23 protein-coding genes and 1 tRNA gene are annotated in these 26635 nt (G+C 51.8%); 15 read left to right on the top strand and 9 right to left on the bottom strand.

Annotated features, from left to right (window positions below):
• From E0L13_RS03260 to E0L13_RS03245, 4 genes are all read right to left on the bottom strand, one after another.
• Nucleotides 1-669: a 3'-5' exonuclease gene (locus E0L13_RS03260; protein ID WP_107196749.1), complete on the bottom strand. Its 669-nt coding sequence runs from the start codon at nt 667-669 to the stop codon at nt 1-3.
• A 133-nt stretch (nt 670-802) separates the two neighbouring features.
• The gene (locus tag E0L13_RS03255; RefSeq protein ID WP_168060295.1) at nt 803-1390 is read right to left on the bottom strand and encodes a hydrolase; all 588 of its coding nucleotides are present in this window, start codon (nt 1388-1390) and stop codon (nt 803-805) included.
• Between the two features lie 81 nt (nt 1391-1471).
• Nucleotides 1472-1801: a branched-chain amino acid transporter permease gene (locus E0L13_RS03250; RefSeq protein ID WP_168060293.1), complete on the bottom strand. Its 330-nt coding sequence runs from the start codon at nt 1799-1801 to the stop codon at nt 1472-1474.
• Nucleotides 1798-2493, bottom strand: coding sequence for an AzlC family ABC transporter permease (locus E0L13_RS03245; RefSeq protein ID WP_168060291.1), 696 nt, complete (start codon nt 2491-2493; stop codon nt 1798-1800). Before E0L13_RS03245 ends, E0L13_RS03250 begins: the two co-directional genes overlap by 4 nt.
• 129 nt (nt 2494-2622) lie before the next feature.
• Here E0L13_RS03245 and E0L13_RS03240 point away from each other — a divergent pair, with 129 nt between their 5' ends.
• The 13 genes from E0L13_RS03240 (at nt 2623) to E0L13_RS03180 (ending at nt 17465) form a co-directional block, all read left to right on the top strand.
• A complete protein-coding gene (locus E0L13_RS03240; protein ID WP_168060289.1) occupies nt 2623-3177 on the top strand; it encodes an XRE family transcriptional regulator in 555 nt (184 codons plus the stop codon).
• A 364-nt stretch (nt 3178-3541) separates the two neighbouring features.
• The gene (locus E0L13_RS03235; RefSeq protein WP_168060287.1) at nt 3542-4354 is read left to right on the top strand and encodes an ABC transporter ATP-binding protein; all 813 of its coding nucleotides are present in this window, start codon (nt 3542-3544) and stop codon (nt 4352-4354) included.
• Entirely contained in the window at nt 4354-5037 is a 684-nt protein-coding gene (locus E0L13_RS03230; protein ID WP_162860325.1) for an energy-coupling factor transporter transmembrane component T, read from the top strand. The genes E0L13_RS03235 and E0L13_RS03230 overlap by 1 nt, the downstream gene beginning before the upstream one ends.
• Nucleotides 5038-5049: 12 nt before the next feature.
• Nucleotides 5050-6522, top strand: a complete 1473-nt coding sequence (locus E0L13_RS03225; RefSeq protein ID WP_087477565.1) for a tryptophan transporter — start codon at nt 5050-5052, stop codon at nt 6520-6522.
• A 14-nt stretch (nt 6523-6536) separates the two neighbouring features.
• Complete coding sequence (locus tag E0L13_RS03220) at nt 6537-7103, top strand: GDSL-type esterase/lipase family protein (RefSeq protein WP_107196751.1); 567 nt, start codon at nt 6537-6539, stop codon at nt 7101-7103.
• Between the two features lie 377 nt (nt 7104-7480).
• Nucleotides 7481-8419: a sugar kinase gene (locus E0L13_RS03215; protein ID WP_168060285.1), complete on the top strand. Its 939-nt coding sequence runs from the start codon at nt 7481-7483 to the stop codon at nt 8417-8419.
• A 150-nt stretch (nt 8420-8569) separates the two neighbouring features.
• The gene (locus E0L13_RS03210) at nt 8570-9193 is read left to right on the top strand and encodes a GTP pyrophosphokinase family protein (RefSeq protein WP_168060283.1); all 624 of its coding nucleotides are present in this window, start codon (nt 8570-8572) and stop codon (nt 9191-9193) included.
• A gap of 15 nt (nt 9194-9208) precedes the next feature.
• Nucleotides 9209-9892 (top strand): response regulator transcription factor, encoded by a 684-nt coding sequence (locus tag E0L13_RS03205; protein WP_168060281.1) that lies wholly within the window; start codon nt 9209-9211, stop codon nt 9890-9892.
• Nucleotides 9893-9916: 24 nt separating this feature from the next.
• Nucleotides 9917-11179: a HAMP domain-containing sensor histidine kinase gene (locus tag E0L13_RS03200; protein WP_168060279.1), complete on the top strand. Its 1263-nt coding sequence runs from the start codon at nt 9917-9919 to the stop codon at nt 11177-11179.
• Between the two features lie 402 nt (nt 11180-11581).
• Nucleotides 11582-14236 carry an autotransporter outer membrane beta-barrel domain-containing protein gene (locus tag E0L13_RS03195; RefSeq protein ID WP_168060277.1) on the top strand — a complete coding sequence of 885 codons (2655 nt, stop codon included), beginning with the start codon at nt 11582-11584 and terminating at the stop codon, nt 14234-14236.
• A gap of 148 nt (nt 14237-14384) precedes the next feature.
• A tRNA-Ala gene (locus E0L13_RS03190) sits at nt 14385-14460 on the top strand.
• Between the two features lie 1512 nt (nt 14461-15972).
• A complete protein-coding gene (locus E0L13_RS03185) occupies nt 15973-16278 on the top strand; it encodes a UxaA family hydrolase (protein ID WP_087478196.1) in 306 nt (101 codons plus the stop codon).
• Nucleotides 16279-16283: 5 nt separating this feature from the next.
• Nucleotides 16284-17465: a UxaA family hydrolase gene (locus tag E0L13_RS03180; RefSeq protein WP_087478197.1), complete on the top strand. Its 1182-nt coding sequence runs from the start codon at nt 16284-16286 to the stop codon at nt 17463-17465.
• Nucleotides 17466-17539: 74 nt separating this feature from the next.
• Here E0L13_RS03180 and E0L13_RS03175 read toward each other — a convergent pair whose 3' ends face one another.
• The 4 genes from E0L13_RS03175 to E0L13_RS03160 form a co-directional block, all read right to left on the bottom strand.
• Nucleotides 17540-18247 carry a flavodoxin family protein gene (locus E0L13_RS03175; protein WP_168060275.1) on the bottom strand — a complete coding sequence of 236 codons (708 nt, stop codon included), beginning with the start codon at nt 18245-18247 and terminating at the stop codon, nt 17540-17542.
• Nucleotides 18244-19212 carry an epoxyqueuosine reductase gene (locus E0L13_RS03170; RefSeq protein ID WP_168060273.1) on the bottom strand — a complete coding sequence of 323 codons (969 nt, stop codon included), beginning with the start codon at nt 19210-19212 and terminating at the stop codon, nt 18244-18246. The genes E0L13_RS03175 and E0L13_RS03170 overlap by 4 nt, the downstream gene beginning before the upstream one ends.
• 11 nt (nt 19213-19223) lie before the next feature.
• On the bottom strand, nt 19224-19805 hold the full coding sequence (locus E0L13_RS03165; protein ID WP_168060271.1) for a TetR/AcrR family transcriptional regulator: 582 nt from the start codon (nt 19803-19805) through the stop codon (nt 19224-19226).
• Between the two features lie 139 nt (nt 19806-19944).
• Complete coding sequence (locus E0L13_RS03160; RefSeq protein ID WP_168060269.1) at nt 19945-21531, bottom strand: BCCT family transporter; 1587 nt, start codon at nt 21529-21531, stop codon at nt 19945-19947.
• 232 nt (nt 21532-21763) lie between these two features.
• Here E0L13_RS03160 and E0L13_RS03155 point away from each other — a divergent pair, with 232 nt between their 5' ends.
• Entirely contained in the window at nt 21764-23131 is a 1368-nt protein-coding gene (locus E0L13_RS03155) for a DUF389 domain-containing protein (protein WP_168060267.1), read from the top strand.
• An 81-nt stretch (nt 23132-23212) separates the two neighbouring features.
• Here E0L13_RS03155 and E0L13_RS03150 read toward each other — a convergent pair whose 3' ends face one another.
• Nucleotides 23213-24136 carry a LysR family transcriptional regulator gene (locus tag E0L13_RS03150; RefSeq protein WP_168060265.1) on the bottom strand — a complete coding sequence of 308 codons (924 nt, stop codon included), beginning with the start codon at nt 24134-24136 and terminating at the stop codon, nt 23213-23215.
• Between the two features lie 731 nt (nt 24137-24867).
• On the opposite strand from E0L13_RS03150, the gene E0L13_RS03145 reads away from it, so the two are divergent.
• Nucleotides 24868-26163 (top strand): amino acid permease, encoded by a 1296-nt coding sequence (locus E0L13_RS03145; RefSeq protein ID WP_233127935.1) that lies wholly within the window; start codon nt 24868-24870, stop codon nt 26161-26163.
• The last annotated feature ends 472 nt before the right edge of the window (nt 26164-26635 follow it).

Genomic DNA, 26635 nt, shown 5'->3' with positions numbered 1-26635 from the left:
TTATTTTCGGATGGCGGCGCGGAAGGCGTCGGCCAAGGAGAAGGTCAGCGGTTCCGCAGGCTTGGTCGCGTCGATAATCGGCTGCATAATGTCGCGGAATTCGTCCTTCTTCTTGGACAGGACGTACAGCTTCGACGTGTTGCGGGCGTCCCACAGGGCGTCGTGCATCTGGCCGTCGAAGGTTTCTCCTAGGGTACTGACGGCCTTGTCCAGGGAAATGACGTTGTCCAGCCCCAGCAGGTTGCAGTAAATCTGCTGGAAGTTTTGCCAGTGGTCGAGCATCCAGCGGATGTCCTCGTCGGCCATGTCCAGCTTTTTCAGCCGCATTTCGCAGGTCAGCTGCCGCCAGTCGTTTTCGCTCCAGGCGTACATTTCGTAGTCGTTGCCGTTCGAGTCGCGGCACCAGCTGAGAAAATGGGCAAAGGCCTGGCTGAAATGGGGCGCGTCGGCGAGCATGTCCATGGTGATGCCCGTCAGTTCCTGACAGGTGGCGTTCATTTCCGTGGCGTATTCCGGCCGGACGTATTCTTTATACGACCCTATTTCTTCGCCGTCCTCGTTGATCTTGACGGCGCCTATTTCGATGATTTCTCCCTTGCAGATGCGGCGCGCTTCCTTCTGGCTCCGTCCGATAGGGTTCATTTCAAAGTCTACGAATACTGCGTTCATGTATCAAAGCTCCTTTCTAACCTTTTCAAACTGCTTTCTGCAATATTCATAGCACCCATTATAACACAAGACAGGCCATAAAACCTATAGGAAATATGACCTGTCTTGGCGGTATGATTCAGGAGGGCGGCGGCTATTCCCGGACGCCTGTCAGGGCAAAGCATTCGCTGCGCACCGATTCTTCGCACGAACGCATGGCTAATATGGTCTTTTCAAATAATTCGGGCAATTCCCAGCCCAGGCGTTCCGCCCCCTGCCGGATGACGTCGCGGGAGCAGCCGGCGGCGAAGCTCTTGTCCTTGAATTTTTTCTTGATGCTCTTTACTTCCATGTCCTGCGTGCTTTTCGACGGGCGCATCTTGGCGGCGGCCCAAATGAGGCCGGTCAGCTCGTCGGCGGCGAACAGGACCTTTTCCATTTCATGCTCTGGTTCTACGTCGGAGCAGAGGCCGTAGCCGTGGCAGACGACGGAATGGATGAAGGCGTCGCTGGCTCCGATTTCCTTCAACAGCTCCGGCGCTTTTTGGCAGTGCTGGTCGGGATACTTTTCAAAATCTACGTCGTGGAGCAGGCCGACCAGGCCCCAGTATTCTTTTTCCTCGCCGTAGCCGAGCTCGTCGGCGTACCAGCGCATGACGCCTTCGACAGTCAGGGCGTGCAGGATGTGAAAGGGCTCTCCGTTGTATTTGCGGAGTAAGTGAAGGGCTTCTTCTCTGTTCATGGGATATCTTCCTCCTTAGATGACTGAATATGATGCAATCGCTGCAGGCGGCATATGCCGGCATGAGCCGGACGGCTTGCCTCAGCGAAAGACGACTTGGACGAGAAACATGTAAAAGGCCGTGCCGCCGCCAATGCTCAGAAACATGCTGCCGCGCCATTTGTGAAGGATGACGACCAGGGCGATGGCGACGAGCTCCGGCAGGGCGTGGTAGGACGTAAACACGGCGTCTTTCAGGCAATAGACGACGAGCAGGCCGATGGCCGCCGGCGGCAGCACCCGGCCTAAATAGGAGATGAAGGCCGGCGGATTGCCCTTGGAAAAGACGACGAAGGGAAGAAATCGGGTTATCATGGTTCCCAGGGCGACGGCGCCGATGGTGGCCAGCATTTCAAGGGGCGTCATAGTCATGGCTGTTCCTCCTTAGGCATATAGAATTTCTTTTTCCACAGCAGGCTCCAGGTAATCAGGAGCATCGCCGGGATGATGAACTGGCTGCCGCCGAAGATGACTAAGGCGAGAAGGGCGCAGCCCAGGCCGGTGACGGCGGAGCGCCGCGCTTCCCGGCGTTCCCACTGGCCGAGGAATAAGACGACGAACAGGGCGGTCATGACGAATTCGATGCCCGTCGTATCGAAGTGGACGTAGGCTCCCAGAAAGGCGCCTAAGGCCGTGCTGGCGACCCAGTACAGGTGGTTCAGTCCGGTGACGAAGAAGCGGAACCAGTCCGTATCGACGCCGGCCGGCGGTTCGACGGTGCAATTAATGGAAAAGGTTTCGTCGCACATGCCGAAGATGAGATACCATTTCTTCCAGCCGGCGCCGCTGTATTTTTCCAGCATAGCGATGCCGTAAAACAGATGGCGGGCGTTGACCATGAGGGTCAGCAGCAGGGCGTAGAGGGGGGAAAAGGTCGACAGCAGGAGCGATACGGCGACGAACTGCATCGCGCCGGCGTAGATGACGATGCTCATAGCGATGGGATAGAAGACGGAAAATCCCTTGCTGGTCATGAGAAATCCGTAGGACAGGCCGATAAACAGGAAGCCTATAAAAATCGGCAGCGTATAGGGCAGGGCGGCCTGAAAGGCCTTGCGTTTCATGAAAAATCAACTCCTTTTCTTGCGTGCTGCGAATAGATACGATATGATTAACATAAGACCAATATATCAGCATGGCGATAAATTTATTTTACAATTTGTCCAATATATTTGTCAATAGAGGAGAAATTTATGGAACTAGGAAATATAATTGCGTGGAACTTGAAAAAATTGCGCCAAGAGCGGAATTTGACCCAGGGCCAGCTGGCGAAGGCGGCCGGCGTCAGCAAGGCGATGGTATCGGAAATCGAAAAGGGCGGCAGCAATCCAACTATCAATACGCTGTGGAAGCTGGCGAAGGGCCTGAACGTGCCGTATACGCAGCTGATGGCCGAAATAGACGCCGACACGACGATCATCCGGAAGGAAGACGCGCCGATGCTGGACGGCGAGCAGGGCCATTACCGCATTTACAGCTATTTTAAAAATACGCCGACGCGAAACTTCGAGCTGTTTTACTGCGAGCTCGACGGAAATTCGTCGAACGAATCAATCGGCCATTTAGATACGTCGCAGGAGTACGTATATGTCATCGACGGGGAGCTGGAGCTGCAGGCCGGCGAGCAGACCTATTCCATTCAAGCCGGCGACGCCATCCTGTTCGATCCTTCGGTTCGCCATACGTACGCCAATCGGCAGCAGACATTGCTCCGCTTTCTCGTCGTAAACTACTATCCCGGCCGGTAATAGCCGCGTGGTATTGACAAGAGGCGAATTTCAGGTATACTTATATTAATTTTATAAATAAAGTCTATGAACGAAACGAGTACATATGCAGCGACAGGAGCAGCGAGCCGATGGCAGTGGGAGTTCGGCCCAGATCAGCCTATGGAATGGATTCGGGAGACGCGGCCTGAACGGCGACTAGTAGGGCCTGCCGGTGTATTTCCACCGATATCAAAGAAGCGTGTATCGCATAGGCCGTACATGTAGAGCTGGGCTGGAGACAGCCAATTTGGGTGGCACCGCGGAAACAGTAACATAAGCTTTTCGTCCCTGAACACAAGGGGATGAAAGGCTTTTTTTGTGCATATACATAGGAGGAAACCTAATGCTGGAGTTTAAGGATGTCTGTTTTAATTATGGAAACGGCGTGCCCGTATTAGAACATATTAATATACGAATCGGACCGGGCGAGTTCATCGGCCTGGGCGGCCGCAACGGCTGCGGCAAGACGACGGTGACGCGCCTGCTCATGGGATTGGAAAAGCCCGTATCGGGAGAAATCCTTCATGACGGCGCAGTCATCAATGACGACGACGCGTCGGCCCGCAGCCACTACATCGGCTACGTATTTCAGCGGCCTGAACGGCAGATGTTCCGCTCGACCGTCGAGGATGAAGTGGCCTACGGCCCGCAGCAGCTGGGCATGAGCCGGGACGAGGCGGCCGCGGCCGTCGCCGAGGCGTTGGCTATGACGGGACTGTCCCATTTGGCCAAGGCCTATCCGCCGAACCTCAACCGCGGCGAAAAGCAGCGCGTAGCCATCGCCTCGGCCATTGCCATGCACACGAGCTGCATCATCTTGGACGAACCGACGAGCGGGCAGGACAGCGCCGATAAGAAAATGCTCATGGAGCTGCTGACCGACCTGAATAAAAAGGGCATGACCATCCTCATCATTTCTCATGATATGGATATATTCGCCCAATACTGCCAGCGGGTTATCGTCATCGGCAACCATACGAAGGCCTTCGACGGCACGCCGCAGGAGCTGTTTACGCAGCGCAAGGACCTGTACGATTTGGGCTTGAGCCGCCCCGAGTCGGTGGCCCTGTCCATGGCCGTGCCGGGCATGAAATACTGCCGGTCGATGCAGGAATTTACGGAAGAAATGCTGCGGCGTATAGGAGGGAACCGATGATGAAGCGATTTGTACCGATTACGAAATTAATTGGCACCTTTGCCTTTTCCTTTTGGGCCTTGGTCATCAACACGACGGCCCCCCTCGTCGTCCTCGTGGCGGCGGAGCTGTTGCTGCTGGCGATGTGCGGCAGCCTGAGCCGCAATCTCAAGGCCGTATGCAGCCTGGCCGTCTTCGCCGTCTTTCTCGGGCTGGTCCAGCTCGTCGGCGGCGGTTCCCTCGAATCGGCGTATATCACGGGCCTGCGCATGATGGCCATGACCGTCGTATTCATCATCTTGCTGACGACGACGCGGCTGCAGGATTTGACGGCGGCTCTGGTCAAGCAGGTAAAAATTCCCTATGAATACGCCTTTATGTTTACGGCGGCCCTGCGCTTTGTCCCCGATTTTATCGCCGAAAGCAAGGCCGTTCAGGAGGCTCAGGCCTGCCGCGGCCTGTCTACGAAGGGCAACGTCGTCAAGAAGATGATCCACTATATGAGCGTCATCCAGCCGCTCATGCTCAAGTCTCTGGGACGGTCGGAAACGATGGCTTTAAGCCTGGAGCTGCGCGGCTTCGGCAGCAGCGAGCACAGCTTTATGAGCAACGTCCGGCCTAAGGGAAGGGATTACGCCGTCATGGCCGTCATGGCGGCGGTCAGTTGCGTTGTCGTGTACATGCGGCTTCATGGATTGGTATAAGGAGGAACAGGTATGAAACAAGTAGAAGATATTGCCGCGTTGGAATTTCACCACCGCCAGGGCGGACAGTTCCGCTGGATTACCATTACGACGCTCATGCTGGCCATCGGCACGATACTTCATCTCGTATCGCCCAGCGTCGGCGGCATTACGCCGAACTGGACGATCGCCACGTACTGCGTCGCCATCTGCCTGACCAAGCCCTCGTACCGGCAGGCCGTGGGCATCGGCCTCGTCGCCGCCCTAGTCAACGTGCTGACGTCGAAATCGGGATTTCCCTACGGCAACCTCATCAGCGAGCCCATGGGCGCCCTGACCTGTACGTTTATCGTAAAGAATCTGTCGTTTATAAAAATCAAAGGCCATTCGTGCCTTCCCGTGCTGACCGGCTTTGCCGCGACCTGTATGAGCGGCGGTATCTTCGTCACCATTTTGAAGATTGTCATGGGCCTGCCGAACAGCGTCTACTTCGCCGGCATGCTGCCCCTGGTCGTGGTTATCGGCCTGCTGAACGCCGTCGTCACGCCGGTCATGTATTTCCCGGCCCTGCGGCTGTTCGTGGCCCGGGGCATCCTCGATTCGCTGGAAGAGCAGGAAGTGGCTTCAGACCACAGCATGTACGACTTAAAGCCCTCTCAGGAGGGGCTCATTTCCATCGAGCATCTGACATACATCTACAATAAGCGGAAGCAGCCCGTCCTGGACGACGTTTCCATGGTGCTGCACAAGGGCGACTTCCTCGTCGTGACCGGCGAGAGCGGCAGCGGCAAGAGCTCCCTGTGCATGGCCATGACCGGCGCCATTCCCCATTATTTCGGCGGCGTCATGAAGGGCATGGTATACGTCGACGGCAAGGCTACGACCCAGACGACGATTTCCGATCTGGCCGGCCGCGTCGGCGCGATGCTCGACGACTACGACAGCCAGCTCGTCGCCATGACCGTAGAAGAAGAAATCGCTTTCAGCCTGGAAAATAAAGGCGTCGCGCCGGAAAAAATCGAAGCGGCCATTACGGAAGCCCTGGAAAAGGTCAGCATGACGCCGTACCGCCATCGTCCGCTCAGCAATTTGTCCGGCGGCCAGCGCCAGCGGCTGGTCATTGCCGGCGTATTGGCGACCAACCCGGATATCCTCGTGTTCGACGAACCGACATCGGCCCTCGATCCGGAAGGCACCCACGCCTTTTATGAGCTCATCCACGAACTCAACGTCAAGTACGGCCACACTATCGTGGTCATCGAGCATTCTCTGGAAGCGGCACTGCCGTACGCCAACCGGCTGGTGCTCCTCGACGAGGGGAAAATCGTCTGCGACGCCGACGTAGAAACGACGCTGCGCTATATGTACGACCACGACATATATAAATCGGCCATTCCTCAGGTATTCGCCTGCCAGCTCGATTTGGAAAAGGCGGGATGCACCTTCCCTGTTCCCTGGGTTTCGACGGAAGCGGCTGTGGATTCGCTGCGGCAGATGAAGATCTGAGAAAGGAAGAGCCTATGAAGTTGTTATGTTTGGGCGACAGCCTGACCTACGGCTATGACGTCGCCTGCGGCTGCCGCTGGACGACAAGACTGGCGAAGGAAAAGGGGATTTCCGTCTGCAACGAAGGCCTGTGCGGCGATACGACGGGCGGCATGCTGTACCGGGCCCAGCGCATGAAGCTGGACTCGTTCGACGCCTTCTTCTTTATGGGCGGCTCCAACGATATCCTCATGGATATTTCGCCGGACCGGATAAGACAAAACCTGGAAGCCGTCGCCTGTCTTTTTCAGCGTGAGAAAAAAGCTGTGTATGTCGGCGTGCCCATCCTGACCAAGGCGGAAAGCGCCCTGTTCGGCTGGCAGGGAAGACATGACGTAACCCGTCACAACGAAGCCCTGCGCAGCCACCGCCAATGGCTGCTGCAGCTGGCCCAACAATACCATTTCACTGCCGTCGACTTTTACGGCGCAATGCTGCAGGCAGAACAAGAAGGCCAGACGAACCTGTACGCCGACGGCGTTCACCCCAATGAAGCAGGCTATGCCGTCATGGCGCGGCAGGCCATTCAGATAATCCGCTGATATATGCAAATACCGCATGTTCCGAATCGTATGTACGGGAACATGCGGTATTTTTTTATAATTCTACGCGGCAAGGCATCGAGGTGTTGTTTTGAATGAAATACATCGTGTGTAAACGCTTTCGCAATTGAAACACAAATATCGTTGCCTTAGAGTAAATAAACCGGTACTATGTATGCGTTTACTATATGGTGAAATATATTGCAGAAGATATAAATATGAGATATAATGAGCTTGTTCATCAGCTTTTTAGTGTGAAACACACTGGGAAGTGTATCAGGAAATCAAGAGTATTTTTTGCTTTATTTGCGGTAGCGCTTTCATAAAATATCTATTGCGTTGCGGCCTATTCTATACTGACGAAAGGTGTGAAGGTGATGAAGACTGGATTAATTTTAGCGGGCGAACCGATGGGGCTCCTCATCGCGCAGAGCGAAGGCTCTCTGGACAGCGTCAGCGGCTATGACCTGGCCGTTGCCGGAGCGGAATTCAACGTAGCCGTAGGAGCGGCTCGTCTGGGCCATCGCGTTACGTACATGACGAAGTTGGGGAAGGATCCCTTCGGACAGCGCATTATTCACGTGCTGACGGCCAACGGCATCGGCAGCGAATTCGTGACGTGGAGCGACGACAAAAAAACGGGCTTTATGCTGAAAAGCCGCGTCAGCGAAGGCGACCCGGATATTTTCTATTTCCGCGCCGGTTCCGCCGCGTCGACCTTGTCTGTCGAAGACGTGGAAAAAATTCAGTTTTCCGAGTATACGCACCTTCATGTCACGGGAATTTTGCCGGCTTTGTCGGATTCGACGCGGGAAGCTGTCGACCTCATGTTCGATAAGGCCCGCGAAGCAGGACTGTTCATCAGCTTCGACCCCAACCTTCGCCCGCAGCTCTGGCCCAGCCAGGACGTCATGGTGCAGACGCTGAACCGGCTGGCCGCTAAGGCCGACATGGTTCTGCCCGGTACAGCTGAAGGCAAGATCCTCATGGGCAGCGATGATCCGAAGGAAATCAACGCATTTTATTTGCAGAACGGCGCGAAAGCCGTCGTGACAAAGTGCGGCGGCGACGGGGCCTTCGTTTCGACGAAAGACGAGGAATACATGGTTCCTGGCTTTAAGGTCGAAACCGTCGTCGATACGGTCGGCGCAGGCGACGGCTTTGCCGCCGGCGTCATTACGGCCCTCATGGAAGGTATGCCTCTGAAAGAAGCCGTCCGTCGCGGCACGGCAATCGGCGCCATTCAGGTCATGAGCCGCGGCGACAACGAAGGCCTGCCCTATCCGGAGCAGCTGAAGGCCTTTATGGAACGATAATACAACCACCATACAGAGCGCATGGACGCTGCCGGTACGATACGGCGCGGCCATGCGCTTTTCTCTTTTGGCAGGACGGACTGGGCGGACCTATGGTATAATATAAAAACAGCTGTGCTACATTCTTTTTATAGAAATCAGGTGAAACACATGGATTGGACATCGACTATATATGGTTCCTACGGGCCGTCTCTGCAGCGCGTCATGGATGAGCTGGTCGAACGCATTCAGGCTTACAGCGATGACATCAAGGAAAAAAGCGGCGAAGCGGCTTACGAGCATTTATTGTACCGCATCAAGTCGCCGGACAGCATGATGGAAAAATGCCTGCGCAAGGGCTTGCCGCAGACGGCATATTCTGCCTTGCATGATATTCACGACGCCATTGGTCTGCGTATCGTCTGCTGCTTTCTCGACGACATCTATAGGAATATTGAGTGCATCAAGGCGATATCAGGTGTCCGCGTCGTCGAAGAAAAGGATTACATCCAAAATGTGAAGCCCAACGGCTATCGCAGTTATCATATGATTATCGATATCGAGGCTCCTTATGAAGACGTAGAAGGAAATAATCCCGGCCATTTTTTTGCAGAAATCCAGCTGCGGACGATTGCCATGGATTCGTGGGCCAGTTTGGAGCACCAGATGAAATACAAGCACGATATTAAGAATCCCGAAATGATCGTCCGGGAATTGAAGCGCTGCGCCGACGAACTGGCGGCCTGCGACTTGTCCATGCAGACGATTCGGAATCTGATTCACGCAGACCATTAAAGGAGAGTATACGAAATGAAACTATTACTGGCAGAAGACGAAAAAGCCATGTCCATGGCCCTGGTCGCCGTGCTGGAGCATTCGGGATACGAAGTGGACGCCGTGTACGACGGCCTGTCTGCCGTGGAAAAAGGCCGCTCCGGCGCCTACGACTGCATGATATTCGATATCATGATGCCGAAGCTCGACGGCGTCAGCGCGCTGAAGGAGCTGCGCGGCAGCGGCGATACGACGCCGGTTATCATGCTGACGGCGAAGGCCGAAGTAGACGACAGGATTACGGGCCTCGACGCCGGCGCCGACGACTATCTGACGAAGCCCTTCGCCATGGGCGAGCTGCTGGCCCGCATCCGCTCCATGACGCGGCGCTCCGGCTCGACTTTTACGCCGTCGGCTCTTTCAGTCGGCGCCGTCGAGCTGGACGTAGAGGAACAGGAATTATCCTGCAAAAGCTCCATCCGCCTAGGCAATAAGGAAACGCGGCTCATGAAATTCTTTATGCTCAACGCCGGCAAGGAGCTGCCGACGGAGACGATTTTCACCCACGTCTGGAAGGACGAAGACGACGTGACGGAGGAAATCGTCTGGATATACGTGTCGTACCTGCGGGAAAAATTAGAAGCCATTCAGGCCGACATCCAGATTGCCGGGGAAAAGGGGAAGGCCTTTTCCCTGATTGTGAGAAACGAAGGAGAATAAGCGGGAGAGGTTCGGTGCATCGTCATGGACATGATCAAAAAGCTGCGGCGAAAGTTTATTTTAGTCGCGACAGTCGGCGTCGTCATCATCGTAGCCGGCGCGCTGGGGCTTATCAATACGATCAGCTACATGCGCATGGAAGCGCAGGTAGAGACGATCTTGTCGTATATTTCGCAAAACGGCGGCAAGGTGCCCCTGTATACGTCGCCGAAGGAAACGAGCTGGTTCGGTGAGACCGACTGGTCCCAGAATACGCCGGATTTTTCCTATCAGCTTCGGTATTTCAGCATCTTAGTCGACGACGAAGGCTATGCCCGCGACATCAATATCGCCAACATCGCCGCCTTTACGAAGGAGGAGGCGATACAATACGCCAGGACGACCGTCGCCAAGGGCCAGCCGCAAGGCTTTTTCGAAAAGAACAAGGCCAGCTACGGCTACATGATTACGCCCCAGCCTAACGGCGATTATCTCATCGTCATCATGGACTGCACCCGTGACGTCGCTGCCGTCAGGACCTTTATGCGCTATTCCCTGTGGTTCGGCGTGGGATGCATCATCCTGTACGTCGTCATCTTGGCCGCGCTGTGCAACTTGGCCATTAAACCGTTTATCCGCAATATGGAAAACCAAAAGCGGTTTATTACCAACGCCGGCCATGAGCTGAAGACGCCCATTGCCATCATATCGGCCAATACGGAAGCATTGGAGCTCATCAGCGGCAAGAGCCAGTGGACGGAAAATATCTTAAAGCAGGTGCAGCGTCTGTCCAAGCTCATCAACGACCTCATCATGCTGTCCAAAATGGACGAGCAGAAGCAGGAACTGGTCATGGAAGACGTAAACGTATCGGAACTCGCGGCGTCCGTCGCCGATTCGTTCCAGATGGTGGCCCAGGAGGCGGGAAAGACGATTTCCACGGAGATCGCGCCGGGCATCGTCGTCCGCTCCGACTCGAAGCGCCTCTATACCCTCGTCAATATCCTCATGGACAACGCCGTAAAATACTGCGACGACGGCGGCGCCATAGCTGTTTCGGTGACGACGGCGAAAAAGCAGAAAGGCGCTCTCGTGGCGATTTCCAATACCTACGCCGACGGAGCCAATATGGATTACTCTCACTTCTTCGAGCGCTTTTACCGCGGCGACGAGTCCCACAACAGCCAAAAAGCCGGCTACGGCATCGGCCTGTCCATGGCGGAGGAACTGGCCCAGCTTTTGAAGGGAAAGCTCGGCGTATCCTATAAGGACGGTGTGATTACCTTTACGATACGGCTTAATTCATAAAGTTAAAATAATAAAAAGCGCTGAGCGATATTATGTAATATGTTGGAGCTCGGCGCTTTTTTTGCAATAATTTATTAATGTAATTGTTGTAATTTTACAGGATTAATGATATGCTTAGAATAAATAATAATACGTGCTATGAGAGGAGGTAATATATATGAAGCGGTATGTGAATTGGCGGAGTGGTACGCCGGCAGTCTGCGCAAATTCATTTACGGGGGGGGGGGTATGAATATAAGCGTGTAATGCTTTCTGAACAGCAAATGACAACGGGATACGTATGCCCTGATATAGAACACCTGGTAAGGCAGCATGGCCGTATGCTGTCTTTTTTTGCGTTTCCGTAATAGGCAGGGTGCATGAAATCTGATAGTTGAATTTGCGTAATCAGGAGGTAAGGCTATGAAAAAAGAAGTGAAATATAAGGTGTTGTTGTGTCTGTTGGCTGGAAGCGTGTTGTCGGCTAATACGGCCTTGGCGGCGGAGTATAAGGTTCCATTTTTTGGCAGTAATGATGATCTTGGAGTATATGATGATATTAAGACTAATGAAGGCAGAGAATATATTTATGATGTCGGCGAAAATGCAGTATTGAAGGTTTCTGCTAATGGTACAACTGGTGACTATTCTAAAAATGCATATGGAATAATTATTGTTTCAGGTACCAATCCAGATTGGACGAATGCAGCAAATACGGATAAGATTGCCGTTTTAGACAGTTTAAATATTAATGTAACTGGTAATGGTGGAAATTCTGCTGCTGGTATTGCTATTCAGGGTAGTGATGTATCAAACAAAACTATAGACCGTAGTAAAGGCGGTGACATTATCGTTAGGGAAATAGATACTGTTTCTGATGGAAATGCTTATGGTGTAGCAGTAAAAGGAAGCAATAATAAAATTTTGATAGGCAACAGTAAATTAGATATATCTGCAACAGGAGAATCTTCATATGTATCTGGCTTAGCAGTTGAAGGCAACAATAATGAGATTGTTATGGGAAACGGATATATAAAAGCTACTGCTAATACTTTTGCTGATGAAAATACTAATTACGCAGAAGTTTATTCAACAGGTATTAAATCTTGGGATACCAGCAGAGTTGTTGCTGGAGATGTAGATATAGAAATATCGGCTATAGGTAATGAATTTACATCAGTGACTTTAGTAAATGGTGTTGACGCAGGGTTTGGAGAATCAACAGTTACAATAGGTAATGGCAATGTAATTGCAACAGCTGTAAATACAGGTAATGGTGCAAGTTATGCAAATGCTATTTATGCTGCTGACGGTGCAACTGTAACAAAGGGTAATGGCAATGTAATTGCCAAAGCAGAAGGTGCTGGTAATATAGAAGCCAGAGGTATATTTGCTAATAATGGTACTGTTAATGTGGGAGTTGCTGATATTAAAGCAGAAACCACTGGCGGCGATAGTGATAGTAAATCAATAGGTTTACTTGGACAGAATGACGGTGAAATTAATTTTGCTGGCGGTAGCATAACTGCTGTTGCTGATGATGAAGATGCTTATGTAGCAGCAATTTCTGCTGAAGATGATTCTGTTATAAATGTAAATCAGGGTACTAATAACAGGATTGTAATAAATGGAAATGTTGATAATTTTGGATCTGGAGCAATCAATTTAAACCTTAATACAGTTGATTCTGTTTTAACTGGAAGCATTGAGGACGAGAATGGAACTTTAAATTTGGAAAATGATGCCAGTTGGAGTGCTACTGGATATAGCGAAGTTAATAAACTTACTATGAATCAGGGAAATATTTATGTTGATACTCCTAGCAATATAGGCGATATTACTATTAATAAGTATTCTGGAGTGGGTAATGTCATTTTTAAAGCTGATAATACGGATGAAGATGGTATAGTAAATATAAATACTAGTTCGTTTATAATTAGTAATGCTATAGAAAATTCTTTTATTAATGTTGGCGTATCTAATGCTTCTATTAATACTTTAGATTTTAATAAAGCAAAAGAAAATTTGAATACATTAGCAGGAAAAGTATATTATGATGGAGATAAGAATAACCTAAATGGTAAAGTTATAATTAAAGAAGGCCTTATTACTCCGGAAGTAAGCGGCGATTTGTTATTTGATACGACTAACAATAATAGGGGCTATGTAACTAATATCACTGGAGGCAATCGGGTAACGAAGACCATGGACGCCATGAAGCACATTGCCGAAACGGCTATCGTCGCATGGCGGCAGGAAGACAGCACCTTGAGCCAGCGTCTCGGCGATCTGCGCGAGAGCGACGGCGGACAGGGGATCTGGGTCCGCATGAGCCGCGGCGAATTTAATTACGACAGCCAGTATGAAAACCAGTATAATTTCTTCCAGCTTGGATATGACTGGGCTCGTGGAAACTGGCATTACGGCGCGGCAGTGAGCCATAACGACGGCGAAACGACGTATGCCCAGGGCATGGGCGAAAACCGCAGCACCTCCCTGAGCCTGTACGGCACATGGCTGGGCCGCAATGGACACTATGCCGACATCGTGCTGAAACAGGGACGATTGAGCAACGATTTTGACATTTACACCGAAGCAGGCCATACGCACGGCGACTACGACATGTGGGGAACGAGCCTCAGCGGCGAATATGGCCGGAAAATTGATCTCAAAGACGGCTGGTACGTCACGCCGCAGGCTCAGATGACCCTTATGCGCATCGGCGGAGAAGATTTTACGACGAATAACGGGATTCACGTCCGTCAGGACAGCCTGGAAAGCGCTGTAGGTCGCGTAGGGTTTGAAGTGGGCAAAGCCTTTGACAAAAAAGGCAGCATATATGCTAAAGCCAGCTTGCTGCATGACTTCGCCGGCAGCGCCGACACGTATTTAAGTCTGAAGGGATTGAGCAACAGCTACAGTCAGGACATTGGCGATACGTGGTGGGAAGCTGGCCTTGGGTTTAATTATAAAGTGAACGACAGCAGCTATCTATATGCCGACGTAGTGAAAACCTTCGGCGGAGATGTAGAAACGCCGTGGCAGTGGAATGTCGGCATGCGGTGGGCCTTTGTCTGATTTGAAAAACTTCTGAGGCTGCTAAACCACCTCTTTGACTTCTAGCTGAGCTATCAGGTTGATCGTATGCAAGGACTCAACATATTAGGAAAAAATCCCTTGCAAAATGCGTTTCCCTATGCTATAATACTCCTTGTCAAACACACATGGGGGTATAGCTCAGCTGGGAGAGCGCTTGAATGGCATTCAAGAGGTCAGCGGTTCGATCCCGCTTATCTCCACCAGAAAAAAGAGGTTTCACTGTTTTTGAAAACGGTGAAACCTCTTTTGCGATATGGGAAAAAATAGGATGGTTTTATGTGCGGCATTTTGTGAAGTTCGATGTATGGAGCAATCAATATGAAACAGAAGATTCACGGCAACGTATTGACTCCCTGCATTGGTGCTGATATACTACAAATAGGTAACGATATGAGTAAAATGTGCTGTAAAAAACACCCTGGGAAGCGGCAACTTCCCAGGGTGTCTTGCTATGTGCTGGTTACTCTGTTAACGGTATCTATCCAGCCACTTACAAATGCAGGCGGCAACTACATTTGCTCCGACAGATACAAAAAACGATATGAGTAAATCGTACATGCTGCTTATCCCCTTTCCGTTACCGGTATAGGGAGAGTAACGCCAATATTATATCATGACCGGCGCATAAAACATATCCGTCAAGATGACGGGCGAGCCCTTGCAGCGAAAGAGGGGTGCTCCTTTTCTGTCCTTTTATTGCAGGAAATAAGGCGAATATGGCGCGGTTATGTGATTTTATCGCAAGCGACAACGCCGTGAGTGAAGGCTTTGCTTCCGTCGGCTGCCGAAGATCCTTGACACGCTGGCCGTAATGATGTTTGGGCCTAAGGCCATGTAATGTGTTGGCGGTCGGAAATTCGGATACCAAAGCAACAGCAGGGCACCGCCTGGTATTGCGAATGCGAACGAATAGAAATATTCGCGGCGATGTATTGACGCCCGGCATTGGTGCTGATATACTAAAGGTGAACCGTAAAGGCATGGAAACACAACGAACCCCACAAGGTCTAGGCCACCTTGTGGGGTTCTGGCGTTCTTTACGGTGAACGCTGCACCTAGGCTAGTTGCTTATCTCACGCAAAAGCACGTCTAACCATTTGCATAGGTAGTAGGCCACTACACTAGCCGCGACGGCTTCCAAAAATCGTAAAGGCATTGAAACACTCCCCCTTTCCGTTGCCGGTATGGGGTAAGCAACGCCACTATTATACCATGACCGGCGCATAAAACATACCTGTCAAGATGACGGGCGAGCTCTTGCAGCGAAAGAGGGCTGCTCCTTTTCTGCCCTTTTTTGCAGAAAGGACGCTGATATGGCGGCTATGCGGCGCGGTATCATATATTTCTGATGCATAGGATTCACTGGAATGACGACGGTGAGTCCTATTTTTTTTGCGGTATGTTTTGTATAGATTTATTTGCGGCAGGATGTATAAACGATGTCGAGTATAAAATGTTATAAGATATCTGTACGTCATATATAAATAGTAATTCAGAAAAGTAATTTAAAATATGATGAGTTCATAATGTTCACAATAAATTATTTAAGTGATATACTGGGTTTAAGCATAATTCAATCGTCGCTGCGGCGGGTTGGCAAGGGTTATTTGCTGCAGCCAGGGCAGCTTGCAGGGACTGCTGCTGGAGATGGGAGCGTGATGCGGGATTTTGCGTACGTAAGGTTTGTTCTGATAGACGAGACAGGAGGGACGCTTATGGATTTGAAATTAGCTTTAAAGATTGACGATTTGGATAACGTGGCGACTATTTTTGCCGAAGGTATTCAGAAGGGAATGGACGTCGAAGTGCGCGATAAAAAAGGGAACGCCGAAATTATACGGGTAAACGACGATATTCCTTATGGTCATAAGATTGCCTTGAAGGAGCTGCATCGGGGCGATTTCATCATGAAGTACGGCGAATGCATCGGGACGGCCAGCTGTGATATTGCAAAGGGCGATTACGTGCACGTCCACAACTTAGAAGCGCGCCGCGGCAGAGGAGATATTGCAGGGAGGTAATGAGTATGAGCAAGTATACATTTCAGGGCTATCGCCGCGCCGACGGCAAAGTAGGGGCACGCAATCTGGTCGCCGTCATTCCCAGCGTCATCTGCGCCAACGACGTAGGACAAGCGATTTGCCGGCAGGTTCAGGGAACGATCGGGTATTTTCATCATCAGGGCTGTTGTCAGCTGCCCATAGACTTAAAGCGCGTAACCGACGTGTTGTCCAACTTGGGACAAAGCCCGAACGTCGGCGCGGCCTTAATCGTCAGCCTCGGCTGCGAAGGGACGGATCACGAGCGGATGGTAGAGGAAATCCGGGCCTGCGGAAAGCCTGTCGACATCATCCGGATTCAGGAACTGGGCGGCACGTCGCGGGCCATTCAGGCCGGTATCGATGCGGCTCAGCGGATGGTTATGGAGATTTCCAGCTGCCAGCGGGAAGAAGTCGACGCCTCGGAAATCATGATGTCCATCAAGTGCGGCGCTTCCGACGCGACGTCGGGCCTGGCTTCCAATGCCGTCATCGGCTATGTGGCCGATAAGCTGGTTGACCTCGGCGGGACGGTCATCTTCGGCGAAACGACGGAATTCATCGGCGGCGAACATATCCTGGCAAACCGCGCCGTCGGCGGGCCCGACGGTCCCGTAGGGCAAAAGATTTTCGACATCGTAAACCGCATGGAAGAACGGGCTAAATCAGTGGGCGAAGACATGCGGGGCGGCCAGCCGACGCCGGGAAATATTGCCGGCGGCCTGTCCAGCATAGAAGAAAAGAGCCTGGGGGCTATCGTAAAATCGGGGCACCGTCCCATTCAGGGCGTGCTGGAGTACTGCGACCGCGCCGATGGCCTGAAGGGCTTGTGGATTAAAGACGCGCCGGGCCGGGAGCCGGAAATTCTGACCGGCATGGCCTGTACGGGCGCGCAGGTCATGATGTTTTCTACGGGCCGGGGCGCGCCGCAGGGCTTCCCGTCCATGCCGGTCATCAAGATCTGCGGCAATCCCAATACGTACGAACGGATGCAGCACGATATGGATTTGAATGCCGGACGCATCCTGCTGGGGCAGAGCCACATCGAAGAAATCGGCGAAGAAGCCTTCAAGCTGCTGCTGGAGGTACTGTCGGGCCGGATGACGAAAAATGAAGCTTTAGGGTACTTTGGTTCTATGGATATTTTCTGCGTAGGGCCGGTTATTTAGTATAGATATATCGTACTGCATGGAAAGAAAAATCCCTGACCTGTCTGCTGAATGCGGATGAGTCAGGGATTTTTTTACTGCGCCTTGCTGTCCGGCGCGAGGCTGTTGATCATGGCAATGTATTTTTCGTTCGAGACTAAAGGGGCTTCAAGCTGCCGAACTGTTTCAGCCGAAAGCTGCCCCGTTTTGCCGTATTCTATGCCGGCTTCGTGAAGGCGGGCGAATAATGCCTTTTTCAGCGGCTCAATTTCCGGAGCTGATGCGTCCAGCAGGGCCGTTTCACAGATGCAGGCCATGGCCGGATGCTTTAAGTATATCTGCATCAGCGTTTTTACGGCGGCAAAATTATCGGGATAATAAGGGTATCCGCCGCCGACGATGACGACGTGCTTCTTCGCCGTCAGGTCGAAGGTGCGTTCGTGTTCTACATACGTCTTGCCTTGGGTCATGTTGATTTTCAAAAAGGCGATGGTTCTGTCCCATATGGCCTTTAAGGAGGCGGGGAGGCCGTGGCAGTGGAGAGGGAAGCTCCAGACGATGACGTCGCTTTCCTTCATGGCGGCCAATATATCGTTCATGTCGTCATCCTGGATGATGCACTGGCCGTCTTGGCGAAACCAGCACGACAGGTCGCCCTGGCAGTATTTGACGTGCTTGTCGTACGATGAAATGTATTGGATATGTCCCGGTTCTGTCTGGCACAGGCCGCTGAGAAAGGCCTTCGTCATATCCAAGGTCGTGCTGTGCGCCTTAGGGCTTCCGTTTAATACGAGGATGTTCATTGCTGCATTACTCCTTTCGCTAAATACTCCAGTACGCGCGATGCCGACGTTCTGAGGGTCTGTACCTGGTCTGGGGAAACGTGAAGATCTGTTTTGGGAATTACATATCGGCGCAGGACTGTATCCGATGCAGCGACGATGTTTTCCGGCTGCAGCAGCGGTTCGAGTTCCTGCAAGCCGGGAAACTCTTTGCCCTGGCTCCAGTCGTGGCGGTTATAAGGGCAGGCGTCCTGACAGGCGTCGCAGCCGCATAGCCAGGTCGTAAACTGGTCTGCCGTCAGGTGCGGCGGAACGGCGCCTTGCCCAAAGGTCGTCCAAAAGGACGTGCAGGACAGGGGATTCATCGTATACGGCGCGGACAAGGCCTTTGTCCGGCAAGCCTTTTGGCAGAGCGTACAGCTGTCGGCGCAGGGGCGCAGCCGGCATTCATGCGTGTACTCGCAGAGCTGATCGATGAGATAGCCTTCCAGCTCGTAATAGGAGCCCTTTTCCCCGTAGAAGAAATTGTTTTTTCTGAAAATTCCCAGGCCTGCGGCGACGGCTGCGTAGCGTAGCGGTATGATGCGGGCCGGAGCGTTCGTTTCTCCGCCTTCGAAGCGAAGGCCCTGCTCGGCCAGCCAAGCTTCAAAGCGCAGCTTCTGCCGGTGGGCTTCGCAGTCCGGCACCGTATCGGGAGACAGGAGGAAGGCCTTGCCGTACAGTCCCTGCAGCGAGAGGGGATAGCGGTACGCTCCTAACCATGTGATGCAGACGACGACCGATTTTGCCCACGGATATAGCTTCCTGACTGCCGCCAGATGTTCTATATCCTGGTAAACGGGCCGGCTTTGGGGAACGGCTTCTTCCCGTTCCTGCAGGCGCTTCTTATAGCCGTCCAGGGCCGATATGGGAATGATTCCGCAGTTATCAAATCCGCAGGACAGGGCTGTTTCGTAGATGGCTTGGGCAAGAGCAGAACGACTCATAATATCACCTCTTATATAGAATGAATTTTGCGGTATTCCTGGTACGTGCCGATGAGCTGGGCTTCCAGATTGTTTATGTATATAGAATCTTTGCTGATGCGGTATCGCAGCAGTTCGCCTTCGTAGATAGAAAACAGGCGGTCGGCCAGAGTGGATGAATGGGACGAAGGGATTCCCGACTGCTCCAGCACGCGGCGAAACAAGGCGGCGACATTTTCTAAGGCAGCGGCGTAGCGCGGCGAGATGTCGGGTTCAGCGAAGGCGATTTCCATGCCGACGACGGCGAAGGGACAGCCGTAATGCCTTCCGTCGGCGGCGTCCTCCAGCATGCGGGAGGAAAACTGGCGGACAAATTCCTCCCACTGCGTATCCTGGGACAGTTCCTGAAGCCACTCGAAAATGACTTGCTGGTAATAGGAAATCACTGCGGCGGCAAGCTCTTTTTTCGTCTTGAAATAGAAATAAAAGGAACCCTTTGTCATCTCTGACTCTTGAAGAATTTTATTGATTCCCGTCGCGTTGTAGCCGTCATGCCAAAAGAGGCGGGCCGCGCATTCGATTAAATGGTGTTTAGACTGGTCGCCTTTTTTCATTCCTTCACCTTCCTTCGCAATGTATCTGATACTAGAATAGACCGATTGGTTTATTTTGTCAATACTGACACACAAAGAGGCTGCATGATCCAAAAGAAGGATTATGCAGCCTCTTGCCTTTGGCAGCTATATATTGTTTTTACGAATTCTCTTCATAGGAACGGAAGGGCGCGTTTTTCGGCGGATATGTTTCCGGCTTGATATACAGCCCCATTTCCCGCTGCTCGTGGGACAATTCGATATATAAGGCGATCATCATCAAAATGACGATAAAGGAAAAGGGGAAGGCCGCGATGATCATGGCGTTTTGCAGTGCCGCTAGCCCGCCGATAGTCAGGAGCAGCCCGGCGATGAGGGACACCAAGAGGCCCCAGACGATTTTTACGCTGTCGTGCGGCACGAGGCTGCCTTTTTCAGACAGCATGGACAACACAAAGGTGGCGGAATCAGCTGACGTGATGAAAAAGATAAACAGCAGCAATACGGTTATCACCGAGAGGGCCGTACTGGCCGGGTAGGCCTGGAGTATGCCGAATAATACCTGCTCTGACGGCATCTGGGCGATCTGCGGATAAACCGCATAGGTTTCGCTGGCAAGGATTCCGAATACGGAAAACCAGAGAAAGCTGAAAAGCGTCGGGATAAGCAGTACGCAGGTCAGGAATTCGCGGATTGTCCGGCCCTTCGAAATGCGGGCGATAAACATGCCGACAAAGGGCGACCACGAAAGCCACCAGGCCCAGTAGAAAATCGTCCACTGTTCAATCCATTCTTGCCGGACGGCGTTGAAGGCGCCGGTGCGGAAGCTCATGCGGACAAAATTTTGCAGATACGAGCCTAACGTGTCTACTAAGGTGTTTAAAATCTGTACTGTCGGTCCTAAGAATAAGGCCGCGGAGACTAAAAAGACGGCCAGGGCGATATTGATGTTTGACAATATGCGTACACCCTTATCTACGCCGGAGACGGCAGAAAGGAGAAACAGTATCGTAGCAGCCGCGATGATACCGAGCTGCAGCTGCAGTGTGTTGGGGACCTGGACGAGATACTGCAGGCCGCTGCCGATCTGCGCCGCTCCAAATCCTAAGGTCGTGGCGACGCCTAAGGCTGTCGTGATAATACAGACGTAGTCTACCAATTTTCCGGGAAACCGTTCCATTGTCCGGCCAAATAACGGCTTTAAGGTCATCGACAGGAGGCTCGGTTCCTTTTTGCGGAATTTAAAATAGGCCAGCGCTAAAGCGACGACAGCATAAATCGCCCAGGCGTGAATGCCCCAGTGGAAGAAGGTGTAGCGCAGGGCATCGGCCAGCGCTTCCTGGCTTCCCGGTTCGGCCTGAGGCGTGGCAACGGCGAAATGAGACAAGGGCTCCGCCGCGCCGAAAAAGACGAGTCCAATGCCCATGCCGGCAGAAAAGAGCATGGCCAGCCAGGACAGCCGCGAATATTCCGGTTTAGAGCCGGGGTTTCCTAAGCGGATGCGGCCCATAGGCGTAAGTATAAAAAATAGACAGAGTACTACGATGGCCGATACTAACAGCAAATAGTACCAGCCGAAATGACTGATGATCGAGTAGCTCAGGTGATTGGTCAGAGTTTGCAGCGGCCCGGGCAGGGCGGCAGATGCCAATGCCATCAGAACGACCGTACCGGCAGCCGATAAAAATACGCCTGTCGGGGTATAGCGGCGGCGTATGCTGGAATATGCTTGTTTTAGTTCTTTCATATAAAACCTCCTTTTGTGGATAAAAAAAGTATTATATATAAAGTATACTACAAAAGTAATAATAAAACAAAGGCAAGACGTTCATTTATGTATTACATATATGCAAATGCAGGGTAATTCGCATTGAAAACGGGCATATATCTACCTTAATTTTGATATTTTTTGTATAATAGTTAGTAATAAAACCGTGCTGGTTTCATATGAAATGCGTATAGACGAAGGGATGATGGACATGGGCGAATGGCGGGATGTGTTTGATATTAAACGGGACAGCGCGCCGGTGGAAGAGATTGCGGCGCGGATCGACGCCGATTCTACAGTGAAGGGGGCGAATCTGGTTATTTTAATCATGGCGATTTTTATCGCCTCCGTAGGCCTCAACATGAACAGCGTGGCCGTTATCATCGGGGCCATGCTCATTTCGCCGCTCATGGGCGGCATCGTGGCGACGGGGTATGGCATGGCGACGTACGACATGCATTTTATTAAAAAGTCGTTGGTAAAATTGAGCTTTCAGGTTGTCTTCGCCTTGCTCACCGCGGCCGTGTACTTTTCGCTGACGCCCATTACGACGCCGTCGCCGGAAATGCTGGCCCGCACGGCGCCGACGGCCTGGGACGTCATCATTGCCCTGTGCGGCGGGATTGCCGGGGCTATCGGCAATACGCGGCAGGAGAAGAGCAACATCATTCCCGGCGTGGCGATTGCGACGGCGCTCATGCCGCCGCTGTGTACGGCGGGCTACGGGATTGCCGCCCATTCTTTTCATTTCTTTGGCGGCGCGTTGTACCTCTTTTTTATTAACTGCTTTTTCATTACCTTTTCCAGTTTCCTCATTTTTAAAATCCTGCGGGTGCCCGTGTGCGGAGGCGTGTCGGAAGTGCATTTTCGCTATCAGCGATGGTTTCTCATCGTCTGCGGCTTGGTCGTGACGGTTCCCAGCCTGTACATGGCTTATGTCACGGCGAATGAAAATATCCGTGATTCGCAGGTCAAATCGTTTATTTCACAGGACATGGATCTCGAGGCGTCGAGCGTCGTCGCTTATGAGCTGGATCACGGCGTGCTGACCGTCGACGTCATCGGTGCTCCTTTAGATGATCAGGAAATAGAGCGGCTGCAAGCATCGCTGCATCAGTATGGACAGCTGCGGCAGACGACGCTGAAGGTCGTGCAGGGGCCGGCGTCGCAGCTCAATCAGGAACAGGTGCAGGAAATCATCAACGCCCGCCTGGCCAACGAGCTGAAAAACGACAGCGGCAAATCCTATAAGGAGCTGGCGAATCAGTATTATGGCTCGTACAAGCGCGACGCGGCGGACCAGAATCTCCTGCGCAGCCTGAACCGTCAGGCTCCTGTTTTATTCCCGGCAGTACAGCAAATCAGCGGCGGCACGCTGAGCTCCTTCGACGGAGCAGAGGAAGCGGAAGGCCGTCAATGGCTGGCCTATATCGTCGTCAGCCGCCAGCTCACGGCCGACGAAGCCGGGCGGCTGCAGCAGTGGATACAGACGCAGGCCGACATGCCGGTCGTCGTCACTATTCAATTACAGGATACGCCGAGCCAATTTTACGGCAACGGCATCGACTGGAATCCATAGCAGGAATGATGCAAAAGCCCTGCCGTATCGGGATGGTACGGCAGGGCTTTTGCGCGTATGGAAGCGGAATCGGACTGGTCCTCAGTCCTGGTCAGGCTGAGACGCCTGCAGGCAGTGTTCGAGCCATTCGAGGTAGTGGCGGCATTCCGGCGCAATGGAAATGCCTTTCAGGTGAATCCAGCCGACAGTCAGGGTATTGGCCGTGTGAAGCGGAATGGAGCAAATCCCGTCGCAGCAGATTCCCTGGGGCAGACGGCAGGACCCTAAGGCGTAGGCGTCGGTGTTTTTTATGATCGTAAACATCGTGTTCCTGTCGGTTACCTGAATTTCCTTTTCAGACCGTATATCGGGGAGCAGCTCTTCTGACAGGTAATTGTTCGTATTTTCCCTCTTCATCTTTACGTGGGGGTACGAGACGAGGTCCTTCAGGGATACCGATGCGGACTGTGCCAGAGGATGGGTGGAACGGACGTACAGGCAGGGGGAGACCGTTTTCAGGCTGGTGAAGTCTAAATTGCGCTTCGTAAACACGGCGTGATTATAGGCCGTCGTGCGCGGCGACATGAGCAGGACGCCTATCTGGCTTTGCTGTTCTGCGACCTGGCGGATGACTTCTCCCGTGCGGCCTTCGTGGAGCGACAGAGAGTAGGCGTCGCCGCTTAGCGTCTGGAGATAGCTGGTAAAGGAGTCGGCGGCGAAGATATCGTAGTGGGCGGCAATGGTCAGATGGGGCTTATCCTGCCTGCCGGCGCTGCGGTCGAAGTAGGTCTGCAGGCGGCTGGTCTGCTCGATAATCGAGCGGGCGAAGCGCAGGAAATCGAGGCCCTGGGCAGTGAAGGATACGCCGCGGTGATTGCGGTTCAAGATGGTAATATGGAACTCTTCTTCTAGTTCCTTGACGGCCATGCTCAGGCTGGGCTGGGAAATAGACAAGGATTGAGCGGCTGACGAGATGGAATTGTGTTTAGATAACTCGATTACATATTTAAGTTGCTGTAATGTCATACGATACCTCCGTGCTTTATATAGAGAAACTATGGAATTGGCAACGACGAAGACATGGGCCGGCAAAACGCCGGTTTTTCGGGCTGTTAAAAGGCAGAAAGGCGAGGGTGACGCTAAGGGTATAAAAAAATTTTTGCTGACATTTGGGAGAAAAATCAGAAATATATAAATTTTTATTTATTTTTTAAATGTTTTCTTGATTTGATAATGATTACTGGTTAAATCTCATAAAAACGGCAATAGAATAATAAAATAGCATATTATAAATGCATATCATACATATAAGGCCGGGGTTAATGTTTTATGGAAAATATCGGTTATTTCCGATAAATTTGTCGGCTTGATATAAGATAAAACTATGACTAAGGAATGCGTTCTATATATTTTACAGCCTATGCAATCCATGTTATACTTTAGACAACAAATAAAACGTTTGAGTAGAAGGTTATACCACTATTATAGCTTTAAATTTTACGGCAGGCAATATACGGACTGGAATGGCTTATAGGAATTTCGTATATAAAACACAGCCGGAAATTTAAATATACAATATGCGGCACTTGCTTGAAAAAATGCTTGCAACACGCATAACAACGTACTGTAAGGAGTTACGATGGGGGAAGCAGCTAATCGTGTGGGGACGATGGCTAGTAAGTTTCGCTTAGCTCGAAAGAATGCGAGCGGCTATCATTTTACTGCGGTTTCTGTATTCATTTAGGAGGTTATGCACAATGAACTCATCGGCAGCGCTTGCGCGGCAGGCAGGGATGACGGACGTAGAATGGAAAGCGGCCGTTAAGTTTGACAGCACGGACTGGGGCTGGGTTATTATGAGTATCGGCATGGCAATCGGCGCCGGTATCGTATTCCTTCCCGTACAGGTCGGTCTTGTCGGTATCTGGGTGTATCTGTTTTCGGCGATTATCGCATATCCGGCTATTTATCTCTTGCAGCGCTTATTTATCAACACGTTGGCCGATTCGCCGCGGTGCGAAGATTACCCCAGCGTCATCAGCGGATATTTGGGGAAAAACTGGGGCTTCCTTCTCGGTATTCTCTATTTCCTCAGCATTTTGATCTGCGTGTTTATGTATTCGACGGCTCTGACGAATGACAGCGCGTCGTTCCTGTATTCCTTCGGCGTGACCGATACGCTGCTGTCGGACAGCCCCTTCTACGGCCTGGCTATCATCTGCGTCATGGTTGCCTTGGCGTCGCGGGGCGAACAGCTGCTGTTCCGCATGTCTACGCTCATGGTTTTGACCAAGCTCCTCGTCGTCATTTGCCTCGGAGGCATCATGGTTCAGCATTGGAATATCGCCAACATCGGCGTATTCCCCGACTTGGGATTTCTGATTAAGAATACCATCGCCATGCTGCCGGTTACGCTGACGTCGATTTTGTTCCTGCCCAGCATCAGCCCGATGGTTATTTCCTACCGTTCTCATCACAAGTCTATCTACGTAGCGCGGTATAAAGCGATGCGGGCTATGAAGATTGCCTTCAGCGTCCTGTTCATTACGATTTTCTCTTACGCCATGTCCTTCAACCTGGCCATGGGCCATGAACAGGCTGTAGAAGCCTACTCTCAGAATATTTCCGCTCTGGCTATCGTAGCCAGAGGGTTTGACGGCAGCGCCGTTAAGATTTTCAGCCTGATTTTGAACATCTTCTCCGTCATGACGGCCTTCTTCAGCGTATTCCTTGGCTTCCGCGAAGCCTGCGGCGGCATTGCCCTGAACATCCTGCGCCGCGTGATGCCGGAAGAACGGATTAACAAGTCGATGGTAAAAACGGGTATCCTCGTCTTTGCCGTAGCCGTTGCCTGGGGCGCTATCGTCCTCAACGCGCCGGTTCTCAAGCTGTTAACCCTTCTCGGACCTATCTTCGGCTTGATCGGCTGTCTGATTCCGGCCTACCTGGTGTACAAGGTCAATTCCCTGCACAAATATAAGGGCATTACGCTGGCCCTTATCATCTTCGCCGGCGTGCTCTTAGTCGTATCGCCTTTCCTGGCCTTCTTCTAATCGGATTACCTAAGCCATACATAGCTTTCAGCGCATCTCTCTTTGCATTCCCTCCAACGAAGAGAGATGCGTTTTTTTGCGCTATAATGTATTATCTTAATTACGTAAAACGATTGTTTTAAAATCTAAAGAGATAAATTCTTGACAGATTAGTTTTTTTGATATATCATACAAATCAACAAACGAACATAGCCCATGAAAACCAGTGAGGCGGAAGTAAAAACGATGTCGTGCACGTACAGAGAGCCGGGGTGCTGAGAAGCCGGCCGAACGCAGCTCGTTAAATGGACCGCTGAGGGCGCAGTCAAAGGCTTTAGCCGAGTATTCTGCGACGTGGAGGCATACGTCAGTTGCCGGGAATGTGATGGCATTCCGTCGAGAGTAGGAGTCATATCCTAAAGCAAGGTGGCACCGCGGAGAAACTATATCCGTCCTTGACAAGTTGTAGACTTTGTCATGGGCGGATTTTTTT

The organism is Megasphaera sp. SW808 (assembly GCF_012027795.1).
Classification (GTDB): domain Bacteria; phylum Bacillota; class Negativicutes; order Veillonellales; family Megasphaeraceae; genus Megasphaera; species Megasphaera stantonii.
The sequence above is the reverse complement of the archived record's forward strand: the minus strand, read 5'-3'. Positions and strand labels throughout refer to the sequence as shown.

Coding starts and splice junctions, on each gene's coding strand:
- E0L13_RS03260 (WP_107196749.1), bottom strand. CDS start 669: ATGAACGCAGTATTCGTAGACTTTGAAATGAACCCTATCGGACGGAGC.
- E0L13_RS03255 (WP_168060295.1), bottom strand. CDS start 1,390: ATGAACAGAGAAGAAGCCCTTCACTTACTCCGCAAATACAACGGAGAG.
- E0L13_RS03250 (WP_168060293.1), bottom strand. CDS start 1,801: ATGACTATGACGCCCCTTGAAATGCTGGCCACCATCGGCGCCGTCGCC.
- E0L13_RS03245 (WP_168060291.1), bottom strand. CDS start 2,493: ATGAAACGCAAGGCCTTTCAGGCCGCCCTGCCCTATACGCTGCCGATT.
- E0L13_RS03240 (WP_168060289.1), top strand. CDS start 2,623: ATGGAACTAGGAAATATAATTGCGTGGAACTTGAAAAAATTGCGCCAA.
- E0L13_RS03235 (WP_168060287.1), top strand. CDS start 3,542: ATGCTGGAGTTTAAGGATGTCTGTTTTAATTATGGAAACGGCGTGCCC.
- E0L13_RS03230 (WP_162860325.1), top strand. CDS start 4,354: ATGAAGCGATTTGTACCGATTACGAAATTAATTGGCACCTTTGCCTTT.
- E0L13_RS03225 (WP_087477565.1), top strand. CDS start 5,050: ATGAAACAAGTAGAAGATATTGCCGCGTTGGAATTTCACCACCGCCAG.
- E0L13_RS03220 (WP_107196751.1), top strand. CDS start 6,537: ATGAAGTTGTTATGTTTGGGCGACAGCCTGACCTACGGCTATGACGTC.
- E0L13_RS03215 (WP_168060285.1), top strand. CDS start 7,481: ATGAAGACTGGATTAATTTTAGCGGGCGAACCGATGGGGCTCCTCATC.
- E0L13_RS03210 (WP_168060283.1), top strand. CDS start 8,570: ATGGATTGGACATCGACTATATATGGTTCCTACGGGCCGTCTCTGCAG.
- E0L13_RS03205 (WP_168060281.1), top strand. CDS start 9,209: ATGAAACTATTACTGGCAGAAGACGAAAAAGCCATGTCCATGGCCCTG.
- E0L13_RS03200 (WP_168060279.1), top strand. CDS start 9,917: ATGGACATGATCAAAAAGCTGCGGCGAAAGTTTATTTTAGTCGCGACA.
- E0L13_RS03195 (WP_168060277.1), top strand. CDS start 11,582: ATGAAAAAAGAAGTGAAATATAAGGTGTTGTTGTGTCTGTTGGCTGGA.
- E0L13_RS03185 (WP_087478196.1), top strand. CDS start 15,973: ATGGATTTGAAATTAGCTTTAAAGATTGACGATTTGGATAACGTGGCG.
- E0L13_RS03180 (WP_087478197.1), top strand. CDS start 16,284: ATGAGCAAGTATACATTTCAGGGCTATCGCCGCGCCGACGGCAAAGTA.
- E0L13_RS03175 (WP_168060275.1), bottom strand. CDS start 18,247: ATGAACATCCTCGTATTAAACGGAAGCCCTAAGGCGCACAGCACGACC.
- E0L13_RS03170 (WP_168060273.1), bottom strand. CDS start 19,212: ATGAGTCGTTCTGCTCTTGCCCAAGCCATCTACGAAACAGCCCTGTCC.
- E0L13_RS03165 (WP_168060271.1), bottom strand. CDS start 19,805: ATGAAAAAAGGCGACCAGTCTAAACACCATTTAATCGAATGCGCGGCC.
- E0L13_RS03160 (WP_168060269.1), bottom strand. CDS start 21,531: ATGAAAGAACTAAAACAAGCATATTCCAGCATACGCCGCCGCTATACC.
- E0L13_RS03155 (WP_168060267.1), top strand. CDS start 21,764: ATGGGCGAATGGCGGGATGTGTTTGATATTAAACGGGACAGCGCGCCG.
- E0L13_RS03150 (WP_168060265.1), bottom strand. CDS start 24,136: ATGACATTACAGCAACTTAAATATGTAATCGAGTTATCTAAACACAAT.
- E0L13_RS03145 (WP_233127935.1), top strand. CDS start 24,868: ATGAACTCATCGGCAGCGCTTGCGCGGCAGGCAGGGATGACGGACGTA.